The organism is Ramlibacter sp. AN1133 (assembly GCF_037890035.1).
GTDB lineage: Bacteria > Pseudomonadota > Gammaproteobacteria > Burkholderiales > Burkholderiaceae_C > Ramlibacter.
Map to the genome: position 1 here is coordinate 223,771 of NZ_JBBKTQ010000004.1, position 11,092 is coordinate 234,862.

Genomic DNA, 11,092 nt, shown 5'->3' on the forward strand with positions numbered 1-11,092 from the left:
CGCCCCCTCGGGGGGCAGCGCAGTACACGAAGTGACAAGCGTGGGGGTCATCATTTTCTCGTTCTCGTTATTCGCCGACGGGATAGGTGCCGAGCACCTTGTAGAAGGCGCACAGGGCCTGCAGGTCCTTCAGCGCCGCCGCCACGTTCGCCTGCGCGGGATGGCCCTGCAGGTCGATGTAGAAGAAGTACTCCCACTGGCCCGAGCGGGCGGGGCGGGATTCGAAGCGCGTCATGGACACGCCGTGCTTCTTCAGCGGCACCAGCATGTCGTGCACCGCGCCCGGCCGGTTCGGCACCGAGACGATCAGGCTCACGCAGTCCTTGCCCGAAGCCTCGGGGGCGGCCAGCGTCTGCGGCAGGCAGATCACGGCGAAGCGCGTGCGGTTGAACGCGTCGTCCTGGATCGCATGGGCGGCCACGTGCAGGCCGAACTCGGTGGCGGCGCGCTCGCTGGCGATGCCGGCCCAGTTCGGGTGCGTGGCGGCCAGCCGCGCGCCTTCGGCGTTGGAGGAGACGGCGCGGCGCTCGGCGTCCGGCAGGTGCGTGGCCAGCCAGCCCTGGCACTGCGCCAGCGCCTGCGGGTGGGCCAGCACCACCTCGATGCCATCGAGCGAGGGGTTGTCCTTGCGCAGCAGGTTGTGGCGCACCAGCAGGCTGGTCTCGCCCACGATGTGCAGCGGGGTGGCCAGGAACAGGTCGAGCGAGCGGGCGATCACGCCCTCGGTGGAGTTCTCGACCGGCACCACGCCGTATTCGGCCGTGCCCGCGGCGGTGGCGCGGAACACCTCGTCGATGCTCACGCAGGGGATCTTCTCGATGCTGGCGCCGAAGAACTGGAACGCGGCCTGCTCGCTGAAGGTGCCCGTGGGCCCGAGGAAGGCCACGCGCTGCGGGGCTTCGAGGGCGCGGCAGGCGGACATGATCTCGCGCCAGATGTGCGCGATGTTGTTGTCCTTCAGCGGGCCGGGGTTGGCGGCCTGCAGGCCGTTGATCACCTGGGCCTCGCGCTCGGGGCGGAACACGGGCGAGCCTTCGGCGCGCTTGAGTTCGCCGACCTCGTTGGCCAGCGCGGCGCGGCGGTTCAGGAGCGCGAGCAGTTCGCGGTCGACCTGGTCGATGCTGGTGCGGAGCTCGGACAGCGATTTGGGCATGGGCGAAAGGGCCAACTATAGCGGGAGGTTACGGCTTGTCACGGGGAGGAGTACGGCATGCCCACGCGACGGTGCGCAGCGGCGTCCGTAGGCTGGTGGTGAGCCGCGCCAGCGCGCGAACCCCAGCGATGCGCGAAACGCTGGGGTTCCGGCGCTTCGCGCCTCACCGCCAGCCTACTTGCCGGTCACCTCGTCGCCATCCCCATTCTCCGCATCGTTCTCCACGATCCGCTGCAGCCCGCTCAGCTTCGAACCTTCGTCCAGGCCGATCAGCGTCACGCCCTGCGTGGCGCGGCCCAGTTCGCGGATCTCGCTCACGCGGGTGCGCACCAGCACGCCGCGGTCGGTGATCAGCATGATCTCGTCCTCGGTGTGCACCAGCGTGGCCGCCACGACCTTGCCGTTGCGCTCGCTCTGCTGGATGGCGATCATGCCCTTGGTGCCGCGGCCATGGCGCGTGTATTCGGTGATCGGGGTGCGCTTGCCGTAGCCCTTCTCGGTGGCCGTGAGCACGCTCTGCGACTCGTCCTCGGCCACCAGCATGGCGATCACGCTCTGGCCCTCGTCGAGCATCATGCCGCGCACGCCGCGGGTGTTGCGGCCGGTCGGGCGCACGTCGTTCTCGTCGAAGCGCACCGCCTTGCCGCCGTCGGAGAACAGCATCACGTCGTGCTTGCCGTCGGTGAGCGCCGCGCCGATCAGGTAGTCGTCGGCGTCCAGGTCCACCGCGATGATGCCGGCCTTGCGCGGGTTGTTGAATTCGTCCAGCGCCGTCTTCTTCACGGTGCCCATCGAGGTGGCCATGAACACGAAGTGATCGGCCGGGAAGCTGCGGAATTCGCCCGTGAGCGGCAGCACCACGTTGATCTTCTCGCCTTCCTGCAGCGGGAACATGTTGACGATCGGCCGGCCGCGCGAGCCGCGCGAGCCCGCCGGCACTTCCCACACCTTGAGCCAGTACAGGCGCCCGCGGTTGGAGAAGGCGAGCAGGTAGTCGTGCGTGTTGGCGATGAAGAGCTGGTCGATCCAGTCGTCTTCCTTCGTCTGCGTGGCCTGCTTGCCGCGGCCGCCGCGCTTCTGCGCGCGGTATTCGTTCAGCGGCTGGCTCTTGATGTAGCCGGTGTGCGAGAGCGTCACCACCATGTCGGTGGGCGTGATCAGGTCCTCGGTGGCGAGGTCCTGCGCGTTGTGCTCGATCACGCTGCGGCGCGCACCCAGCTTGGTCTGCCCGAACTCCTGCCGCACCGCGGTGAGTTCCTCGCTGATGATGGTGGAGACGCGCTCCGGCCGCGCCAGGATGTCCAGCAGGTCGTCGATCTCGGCCATCACCTCGCGGTACTCGGCCACGATCTTGTCCTGCTCCAGGCCCGTCAGGCGCTGCAGGCGCATCTGCAGGATTTCCTGCGCCTGCGTGTCGGACAGCCGATAGAGGCCGTCGGCGTGCAGTCCGTATTCGCGCTCCAGGCCTTCGGGGCGATAGTCGTCGGCGTTGATCACCGAGCCGTCGGTGCGGGCGCGCGTGAGCATCTCGCGCACCAGCGACGAATCCCAGCCGCGCGCCATCAGCTCCGTCTTGGCCACCGGCGGGGTGGGCGACTCGCGGATGATGCGGATGAAGTCGTCGATGTTGGCCAGCGCCACGGCCAGGCCTTCCAGCACGTGGCCGCGCTCGCGCGCCTTGCGCAGGGCGAACACCGTCCTGCGGGTCACCACCTCGCGGCGGTGCTGCAGGAAGACCTGCACCAGGTCCTTCAGGTTGCACAGGCGCGGCTGGCCGTCGATCAGGGCCACCATGTTGATGCCGAACGTATCCTGCAGCTGCGTCTGCTTGTACAGGTTGTTCAGCACCACCTCGGGCACTTCGCCGCGCTTCAACTCGATCACGAGCCGCATGCCGGACTTGTCGCTCTCGTCCTGGATGTGGCTGATGCCCTCGAGCTTCTTCTCGTTGACCAGCTCCGCCATCCGCTCCTGCAGGGTCTTCTTGTTGACCTGGTAGGGGATCTCGTCGACGATGATCGCGGTGCGCTGGCCGCGGTCGATCTCCTCGAAGTGCGTCTTGGCGCGCATCACCACGCGGCCCCGGCCGGTGCGGTAGCCTTCCTTCACGCCGGAGATGCCGTAGATGATGCCGCCGGTGGGGAAGTCCGGCGCCGGCACGATCTCCATCAGTTCGTCGATGGTGGCCTGCGGGTTGCGCAGCAGGTGCAGGCAGGCATCCACCACCTCGTTGAGGTTGTGCGGCGGGATGTTGGTGGCCATGCCCACCGCGATGCCGCCCGAGCCGTTGACCAGCAGGTTCGGCAGCTTGGAGGGCAGGACCAGCGGTTCCTTCTCGCTGCCGTCGTAGTTGGGCCCGAAATCGACCGTCTCCTTGTCGATGTCGGCCAGCATCTCGTGCGCGATCTTGGCCAGGCGGATTTCGGTGTAGCGCATCGCCGCGGCGTTGTCGCCGTCGACCGAGCCGAAGTTGCCCTGGCCGTCCACCAGCATGTGGCGCATGGAGAAGTCCTGCGCCAGCCGCACGATGGTGTCGTAGACCGACTGGTCGCCGTGCGGGTGATATTTACCAATGACGTCGCCGACGATGCGGGCCGACTTCTTGTACGGCCGGTTCCAGTCGTTGTTCAGCTCGTGCATCGCGAACAGCACGCGCCGGTGCACCGGCTTCAGGCCGTCGCGCGCGTCCGGCAAGGCCCGCCCCACGATCACGCTCATGGCGTAGTCGAGGTAACTTCGGCGCATCTCCTCCTCGAGGCTGACGGGCAGGGTTTCTTTCGCGAAGGAGGAGGTCATTGAGGCTTGCTTGGGGCGCGGAACCCTTCATTTTACCGGTTGCGGCAGCATGTCGCGACTTGGCAACAGATGCCTGCGGATGCGGTTTTGTCCTACGGAACCCCGCTGGCCCAGCCATTCATTGCGTAAGTGCGTATGGCACAATCACCCGGACGTAATTGGTGAATAGGTCACTGAGCACGTAGTTTTGGCGCAGCGCAGCTGCGAACTTTCCCCAAGAGGAGAACCATGAAGAAACTGAACAAAGTGGCGCTGCTGTTTGCCTCGTCTGCGCTGCTCGCCGGTTGCGGTGTGTTGTCCACATCCGCCCCGGGCGGAAGCCGCGTGGTCGCTGCCGATGGCGGCACCCGCGTCGACAACTGGATCAACGGCACCGGCGAGTACGTGTGGCGCAACGGCACCAACGAACTGTGCTGGCGCGACGCGAACTGGACGCCCGCCACCGCCGCGGTTGGTTGCGACGGCGCCCTTGTTCGTGCCGCCGCCGCGCCGCCGCCCCCGCCGGCTCCGCGCGTGGTTCCGCCGCCGCCCCCGGTTGCTGCTCCCGCCCCGGCTCCCGCCCCGGCACCCGCTCCGGCCCCGGCTCCCGCCGCCGCCACCAAGGTGACCTACGCGGCCGACGCCTTCTTCGACTTCGACAAGTCCGTGCTGAAGCCCGAAGGCAAGGCGAAGCTGGACGACCTGGTCGGCAAGATCCAGGGCATCAACCTGGAAGTGATCATCGCCGTCGGCCACACCGACTCGGTGGGCACGGACAGCTACAACCAGCGCCTGTCGGTGCGCCGCGCCGAAGCCGTCAAGGGCTACCTGGTCTCCAAGGGCATCGAGCGCAATCGCGTCTACACCGAAGGCAAGGGCGAGAAGCAGCCCGTGGCCGACAACAAGACCGCCGAAGGCCGCGCGAAGAACCGCCGCGTGGAAATCGAGGTGGTCGGCACCCGCGCAGCAGGCCGCTGAACATCAGCGCGAAAAGCTGCACACAGGCCCCGCTCTGCGGGGCCTTTTTGCATTTCGTCACCCGCAATCCGTTCCACAATCCGGCTAGCCCATGACTGAACAACTGAACGCCGACCCGGCCGAACTCGCCAAGTTCTCGGACCTGGCCCACCGCTGGTGGGACGCCGACAGCGAATTCGCGCCCCTGCACGCGATCAATCCGCTGCGCCTGCAGTGGATCGAGCAGCTCGCGGGCGGCCTGGCGGGCAAGCGCGTGGCGGACATCGGCTGCGGCGGCGGCATCCTGGCCGATTCCATGGCGCGCAAGGGCGCCAGCGTGCTGGGCATCGATCTCTCCACCAAGGGCATCCGCGTCGCGCAGCTGCACGCCATCGAGGCGGGCACGCCCAACGTGCAGTACCGCGAGGTGAGCGCCGAGGCGCTGGCGCAGGAGCAGCCCGGCGAGTACGACGTGGTCACCTGCATGGAGATGCTGGAACACGTGCCCAAGCCCGAGTCGATCGTGCAGGCCTGCGCCACGCTGGTGAAGCCGGGCGGCATGGTCTTCTTCTCCACGCTCAATCGCAACCCGAAGGCCTTCCTGCTGGCGATCGTGGGGGCGGAGTACGTCCTGAACCTGCTGCCCAAGGGCACGCACGAATACCTGAAATTCATCAAGCCCAGCGAGCTGGCGGCCTGGTGCCGCGCCGCGCGCCTGGACATGGCGAACACGCGGGGGATGCAATACAACCCCTTCACCCGCCGCTACTGGCTGTCCGGCGATACGGACGTCAACTACCTGGTTGCCGCGCGCAAGCTGTAGAAGCTGTGAACGAATTGCTCACACCCGCGCGAGCCTCCTCAGAGGCACTCGATCCACCACGATCGCGCCCAGGCTCGCCCTGCGGGCCGGGCCGCTCCAGGGCGCATGCCGTCGTTGCGGCCCGTGCCCAGGCGGCCAGCCTGGGCTGCGGGCCGCGCCTAGGCCTGCGCCCTGGAGCAGCCCGTCGCGGGCGCGATCAATTCATTCGCAGCTTCTCATGTTCGAAGACGTGAAAGCCGTCCTGTTCGACCTGGATGGCACCCTGATCGACAGCGCCCCCGATCTCGGCGCGGCGGCGGACCGGATGCGCACGGAGCGCGGCCTGCCCTCGCTGCCCATGGAGAAGTACCGGCCCATGGCCGGTGCCGGCGCGCGCGGCATGCTGGGCGTGGCCTTCGGCATGACGCCGGAGCACCCGCAGTTCGCCGAGATGCGGGAGGAGTTCTTCCGCAACTACGAGAGCTGCATGACGCAGCGCACCTACGTCTTCGACGGCGTGGCGGAAATGATCGCCTCGCTGGTGGACCAGGGCGTGGCGTGGGGCGTGGTGACCAACAAGTCGATGCGCTTCACGGGGCCGCTCACCAGGAAGATGCCGCTGTTCGCCTCCGCGCGCGCGGTGGTGGGGGGCGACACGACGCCGCATGCCAAGCCGCATCCCGAGCCGCTGCTGGAAGGCGCGCGGCAGGTGGGCGTGAAGCCCTGCGACTGCATCTACGTGGGGGATGACCTGCGGGACATGCAGGCGGGGCGGGCGGCCGGCATGGGCACCGTGGCGGCGACGTACGGCTACCTGGGCACCACGGACGTCAAGGAATGGGGCGCGGACACGCAGATCGAAACGCCGATGGCCCTGCTGCCCCTCCTGCGCTTCCGCATCGCCGCCTGATTTGTCTTTCTCCCTCTCCCCCTGGGAGAGGGCAGGGGTGAGGGCACTCCGGCTTTCCGCCCCGGCGCAGGCTCCTACCGGGACGCCGCCTCTTCCGGCAAGCCCTTGCCCCCCCACGCATACCCCAGCACCCAGGCAAACGCGAACCCCGCCATCCCGCCGATCACGTCCAGCAGTGCGTGCGACACGGCGGCTTCCCGGCCCGGGATCCACAGCTGCACGAATTCCACGATCGTCGCGATCGACAGCAGGCTGAGCGCCACCTGCCACGAGCGCCCCCGGGGCCACCCGAACGGCGCCATGAAGCCCAGCAAGCCGAAGGCGATCAGGTGGTCCAGGTCCGCGCCGGGCGAGATGGTGAACAGAAGAACCATCATCCGGTCCACCCAGCCATACTCAAATCGGAGGAAGTCGAGCGCGCTGGAAGGCACGATCATCGAGAGGATGACCAGTGCCAGGACCAGCATCAGCGCGATGCGGGGCAGCGACCGGGATGTCAGGCTCATGCCGGGATCATAAAGTGTGCCCGACGGCAAACGCCACGCCGACAGGCGCGGGGGTGGCGCTTTGCGTGAGGAGTTACCCGGCTGGGCTGGGGGAGGGGGTGTTGTCGTCGTGCAGATTGGCGCGATCGCTCCGCAGGCGTTCGACCTGGGCCCGCAGGCCCAGGTCGGTCTGGTGCTTGACCGACGCAAGGAAATCGCGACCGCAAGAGGCGCACTCGTAGAGGGCGCGGGTCGGGAACAACAGGCGCATCCACGCAGAGCGGTGGACGCGAGTCATTTTTCCCGGCGGGCAGGCGCAAGGGTGAAAGTGAATCATCGAGCTCCTCCTCTTGTAACCTCAGTTTACAGCATGGTCGAGCGTCAATTGCAGGCTTTCCGCTGGGCGGCTGGGAGCCGTAGACTCAGCTGTGTCGCGCCGTGCGAGCATCCGAGGTGGGTCATGCTTTGTGAGGTAAAGTCCCGCGCACTTAGGAGCGAAATCCATGGCCCACCACATCCGGTTCACCAAGCAGTACGGAAAGGATCTTTGTGCCGCCGTGGGTGTGGTGCTCATCACCGCGGCCATTCTTTACAGTCTGCCCGAACTGGAGGTGGACCTGGAACCGGGGGACGTCCTCACCGTGGTTGGCATCGGTGCGTTTCTCTTCGTACTGAAGCGGGTCGCTTGGCCTCTGTTGAAGCAGTTGCGGCGCCCCCGGCGCGTCCACCGGCGTCAGCACTGAGGTTATTTCCGCCGCGCCACTTGAAAGGGCAGCCGCTGGCGTAATATACGGTCCTCCTGGGGCTGCACCGGTTTCGACGTGGGTTCGGACACGCAGCAGGGCATGTCGAGGCTCAGATCACCTCGTTAATCCAGCTGAAACAAACTAACTGCGAACGACGAACGTTTCGCCCTCGCCGCTTAATTGCCGGTGAGCCTTGCAACAGTTGGCCGATGGGCTGGGTTAGGGTCGCAAGGTCCTAGCTGCAAGGTAATCTACATTGGCTGGTTTCCGGGCGGGTGCCTTGGCCGGAAGCGAGACTCAAGGGCACTGGCTGGCCGGATAGCGTGCGACTGCGCGATCCGACCGGTGAGACTCAAATCAGATCGCTAAACATGTAGAACTGTTCGTAGAAGGCTTGCGGACGCGGGTTCAATTCCCGCCAGCTCCACCAATCAGGAGCGCGCTCGCTGCGGGCGGCGCGCATGCCCATACTGATGCTGTCGCACGGGAACCGCGCACCGAGTATCTTCCGGACGAGCAACAGAATCAACCCTTGGCTTTCATGCCAAGCCGCCAGTTGCCTGGCGTGGAAGGTGTCTTCCACCGCCGGCACGCGCCATGGCGCAGGGCGGACATCGAAGCCGTACCAGCGGAACCAGCCGGCCGCTCGCGGCATGTGCCAAGCATCCGTGACCAGCGCGATCGTCCGGATTCCCCTGCCTTGCAGGATGCATGCGGCCACCGCCGCACTGGTTTCCGTGTTCCACGAGACGGAGTCGACCCAGGATGGCTCGATTTCGCGCTCGGTCAGGGCTGCCACGTCCTCCGCACTCGCCACATACACCGGCAGGCCGGTCTCGCGCACTAGTTCCGCCGCCTTGACGGCCCGCGATGGGCGGCCACCGAGCACGACGATCGCCTGGGAACCGATGGCGGGCCGCTCGGACCGTTCGCCGCTGCGCTCCAAGACGCGGGCCAGCCAAGGCACGGCGAACTCCGGCTGGCCGTACAGTACGCCCGCGAAGGCGCACGCCAACGCCGCGAGCAAGCAGCAAACGAAGCGGACCATCAGGCAGCGGGTGTCATCCTGCCGCGAGTCTATTCGTCCCACACGCGCGTCGCCCGTGTATCGCGAGCGGCGGTACTCTCTGCGGTATGCTGCGTCCTGTCGGCGGAATACCTTCCCCCCCATGCAGAAGCAAAGCGCAGCTCGCGCGAGCGAAGTGGACCTGTTCAGGTTCCTGGCGGCCCTGGCAGTAGTCTTCTTCCATTACGCGTACATGGGCGCCAACGAGAGCGGTGCGAGCACGGCATACCCCGCGCTGGGTACCGTCGCGCAGTATGGCTATCTGGGCGTGGACCTGTTCTTCCTGATCAGCGGATTCGTCATCATGATGAGCGCGAGCCATGGCACTGTGGCTGGCTTCGTGGCTTCCCGTGCGGCGCGGCTGTTTCCTGCCTTCGGGGTCTGCTGCACGGCGACCTTCCTCGTGCTCCTCGCCACGGGTCAGTCGCTGCCCTCCGTCACCATGTTCCTCCTGAACATGACCCTGGCGGGCGCGGCGGCGCCGATAACCTTGGTCGACCCCTCGTACTGGTCGCTTGCCGCAGAAATCCGCTTTTACGCCCTCGTGGCGCTGCTACTCTGGTTCCGGCAGATGCGGCGCGTGGAGGCGATGCTGGGCGTGTGGCTCGCCGTATCGGTCGCGATGGCGGTCCACAACGTGCGGCTGATCGAGATTGTGCTGGTGACCCGGTACGCGGCCTATTTCGTCGGCGGGGCGGGTGCTCTTCTTCATCTGGCAGGAGGGCCTCTCGGCGCGGCGCGCGCTGACGCTGTTCGCGTCCTTCGCGCTGGCGGAGTACCGCGCCATGGAGTTGGCTGCCACGCTGCAGGTGCGTGACGGCGTGACGTTCAGCCCGACGGTGGTCGCCACGTGCATAGCGGCGTTCTTCGGTCTCATGTTGCTGGTGGCCTTGCGTGCCACGAGGCCGCTCGCGCGAGGGAAGTGGCTGGCGCTGGGCGCGCTGACCTATCCGCTGTACCTGCTTCACCAGGCGATCGGTCTCGCGCTGTTCAAGACCTTCGGACCCGGCCAGCTGATATTCTGGGGCGTCATCGTCATGATGATCCTGGCTGCGTGGCTGGTTAACACGCAGGTGGAGAACCGGGTCGCGAAACCCATGAAGCTGTGGATGCAGTTGTGGCTAACGCCCCCCGTGCGGGTTTGGCCGCTGGCGCGCGCCTGGGTTCCGGGGTCGGAGGCGGTTGAAGATCTCGTCCTCGCGGGCGGCTTTGGATCACGGGGCAGGATAGAGCTGCGGTTTGCGCGTGGCCACCAGGTTCGCCGGGTGATACCCGGGCGCACTCCTGCGGTTGAAGTCGTGAATCGCCTCCAGTGAGGAAAGGCGCTCGCTCCGGCCGTCAGGATGCACGCCGATGATCGAATATCCCCGGCCGAGGAGGTGTACGGAAACAGGCAAGCCGCTTCGCGGCCAGTCCTCGTACACGTAAAGGACGTCCGCGCGTACGCTTTCGCCGCCCCGTATCGCTGGCACCTCGGAACCCTCGACATCCAGTTTCACGACGGCCAAGCCATCAATGCCGTCGAGAAGGCTTCGCAGGCTCACGGTCCCCACCGGCGTCCCCACGCTGCCTACGACGCCGACCGCATGACCTTGCGATCCGTCGATGTGCACCATGTGGCCGCTTTCCTCCGCGATGGCGGCATGGCGGCAATCGACTTCGAGGCCGTTGATCTGCACGTTGCGGCGCAGGTACTCGAATACGTAAGGGTTCGCCTCCACCGCGATCAGCCGATCGAAGCCGTAGGAGGGATTCGAGAGCTTGATGGTCCAGAACCCGATGTTGGCGCCGCAGTCGACCAGCACCTTGTGCGGAATCGGCGAGAGGGCCTGAAAGATCGCCTCGACGTCGGGCTCGTACGTCTTGCGTGTCCACAGGTACTGCGCCCAGTAGGGATCGAAAGCGGGGAAGGTTATCTTGCGGGCCCCGAGATCGGCCACGCCTTCGCTGTCGCGGAAGGCGGGTATATGCGACAGGCGACGGAAGATCCTGCCCGCGCCGCGGTATCCGACGATTCCGGTGGAACGGGCCACCGCCATTGCCAACTTGCTCAGCACCATACGCTTCCTCTCGCGGGTTGCGGCCGTATCCTGTCACAACAGTCGCCGCGTCACCCGTTGGCGTTCATTTTGCCCCCACCTGATATTTCCTGGAATCGAAGCATGACTCGGGGCGAGCCCCTGTGAAAGCAGCATGAG

At 66.6% G+C, this 11,092-nt stretch carries 10 protein-coding genes, 1 other RNA gene and 1 pseudogene; 7 read left to right on the forward strand and 5 right to left on the reverse strand.

All coding sequences use genetic code 11. The features are described 5' to 3' along the window. Window positions 1-67: 67 nt before the first annotated feature. Entirely contained in the window at window positions 68-1,153 is a 1,086-nt protein-coding gene (gene pheA, locus WG923_RS07290) for a prephenate dehydratase (RefSeq protein ID WP_340350285.1), read from the reverse strand. A 174-nt stretch (window positions 1,154-1,327) separates the two neighbouring features. Further along, a complete protein-coding gene (gyrA, locus tag WG923_RS07295) occupies window positions 1,328-3,949 on the reverse strand; it encodes a DNA gyrase subunit A (protein ID WP_340350286.1) in 2,622 nt (873 codons plus the stop codon). A 228-nt stretch (window positions 3,950-4,177) separates the two neighbouring features. On the opposite strand from gyrA, the gene ompA reads away from it, so the two are divergent. The 3 genes from ompA (at window position 4,178) to gph (ending at window position 6,597) form a co-directional block, all read left to right on the forward strand. Further along, entirely contained in the window at window positions 4,178-4,906 is a 729-nt protein-coding gene (ompA, locus tag WG923_RS07300; protein WP_340350287.1) for an outer membrane protein OmpA, read from the forward strand. Between the two features lie 91 nt (window positions 4,907-4,997). Continuing rightward, entirely contained in the window at window positions 4,998-5,708 is a 711-nt protein-coding gene (ubiG, locus tag WG923_RS07305; RefSeq protein WP_340350288.1) for a bifunctional 2-polyprenyl-6-hydroxyphenol methylase/3-demethylubiquinol 3-O-methyltransferase UbiG, read from the forward strand. A gap of 217 nt (window positions 5,709-5,925) precedes the next feature. Continuing rightward, window positions 5,926-6,597: a phosphoglycolate phosphatase gene (gene gph, locus WG923_RS07310; protein WP_340350289.1), complete on the forward strand. Its 672-nt coding sequence runs from the start codon at window positions 5,926-5,928 to the stop codon at window positions 6,595-6,597. 74 nt (window positions 6,598-6,671) lie between these two features. On the opposite strand, the gene WG923_RS07315 is transcribed toward gph, so the two are convergent. Further along, on the reverse strand, window positions 6,672-7,103 hold the full coding sequence (locus tag WG923_RS07315) for a VanZ family protein (RefSeq protein WP_340350290.1): 432 nt from the start codon (window positions 7,101-7,103) through the stop codon (window positions 6,672-6,674). Between the two features lie 482 nt (window positions 7,104-7,585). Here WG923_RS07315 and WG923_RS07320 point away from each other — a divergent pair, with 482 nt between their 5' ends. Together WG923_RS07320 and ssrA are read left to right on the forward strand one after the other, a co-directional pair. After that, window positions 7,586-7,825 carry a hypothetical protein gene (locus WG923_RS07320; RefSeq protein WP_340350291.1) on the forward strand — a complete coding sequence of 80 codons (240 nt, stop codon included), beginning with the start codon at window positions 7,586-7,588 and terminating at the stop codon, window positions 7,823-7,825. Window positions 7,826-7,883: 58 nt separating this feature from the next. Then, window positions 7,884-8,258, forward strand: a transfer-messenger RNA (tmRNA) gene (gene ssrA / locus WG923_RS07325). A 120-nt stretch (window positions 8,259-8,378) separates the two neighbouring features. Here the strand turns inward: ssrA and WG923_RS30405 are convergent. Further along, window positions 8,379-8,999, reverse strand: a pseudogene (locus WG923_RS30405) (YdcF family protein); the annotation flags it as partial. Here WG923_RS30405 and WG923_RS07330 point away from each other — a divergent pair. Both WG923_RS07330 and WG923_RS07335 read left to right on the forward strand, forming a co-directional pair. After that, on the forward strand, window positions 8,998-9,711 hold the full coding sequence (locus WG923_RS07330; RefSeq protein WP_340350292.1) for an acyltransferase family protein: 714 nt from the start codon (window positions 8,998-9,000) through the stop codon (window positions 9,709-9,711). The pseudogene WG923_RS30405 and the gene WG923_RS07330 overlap by 2 nt on opposite strands. Continuing rightward, a complete protein-coding gene (locus WG923_RS07335; protein ID WP_340350293.1) occupies window positions 9,680-10,210 on the forward strand; it encodes a hypothetical protein in 531 nt (176 codons plus the stop codon). The genes WG923_RS07330 and WG923_RS07335 overlap by 32 nt, the downstream gene beginning before the upstream one ends. Here the strand turns inward: WG923_RS07335 and WG923_RS07340 are convergent. Continuing rightward, entirely contained in the window at window positions 10,109-10,954 is an 846-nt protein-coding gene (locus WG923_RS07340; RefSeq protein WP_340350294.1) for an FkbM family methyltransferase, read from the reverse strand. The genes WG923_RS07335 and WG923_RS07340 overlap by 102 nt on opposite strands. Window positions 10,955-11,092 lie beyond the last annotated feature (138 nt).

Coding starts and splice junctions, on each gene's coding strand:
- WG923_RS07330 (WP_340350292.1), top strand. CDS start 8,998: ATGCAGAAGCAAAGCGCAGCTCGCGCGAGCGAAGTGGACCTGTTCAGG.
- gph (WP_340350289.1), top strand. CDS start 5,926: ATGTTCGAAGACGTGAAAGCCGTCCTGTTCGACCTGGATGGCACCCTG.
- WG923_RS07315 (WP_340350290.1), bottom strand. CDS start 7,103: ATGAGCCTGACATCCCGGTCGCTGCCCCGCATCGCGCTGATGCTGGTC.
- WG923_RS07320 (WP_340350291.1), top strand. CDS start 7,586: ATGGCCCACCACATCCGGTTCACCAAGCAGTACGGAAAGGATCTTTGT.
- pheA (WP_340350285.1), bottom strand. CDS start 1,153: ATGCCCAAATCGCTGTCCGAGCTCCGCACCAGCATCGACCAGGTCGAC.
- WG923_RS07335 (WP_340350293.1), top strand. CDS start 9,680: ATGGAGTTGGCTGCCACGCTGCAGGTGCGTGACGGCGTGACGTTCAGC.
- ompA (WP_340350287.1), top strand. CDS start 4,178: ATGAAGAAACTGAACAAAGTGGCGCTGCTGTTTGCCTCGTCTGCGCTG.
- gyrA (WP_340350286.1), bottom strand. CDS start 3,949: ATGACCTCCTCCTTCGCGAAAGAAACCCTGCCCGTCAGCCTCGAGGAG.
- ubiG (WP_340350288.1), top strand. CDS start 4,998: ATGACTGAACAACTGAACGCCGACCCGGCCGAACTCGCCAAGTTCTCG.
- WG923_RS07340 (WP_340350294.1), bottom strand. CDS start 10,954: ATGGTGCTGAGCAAGTTGGCAATGGCGGTGGCCCGTTCCACCGGAATC.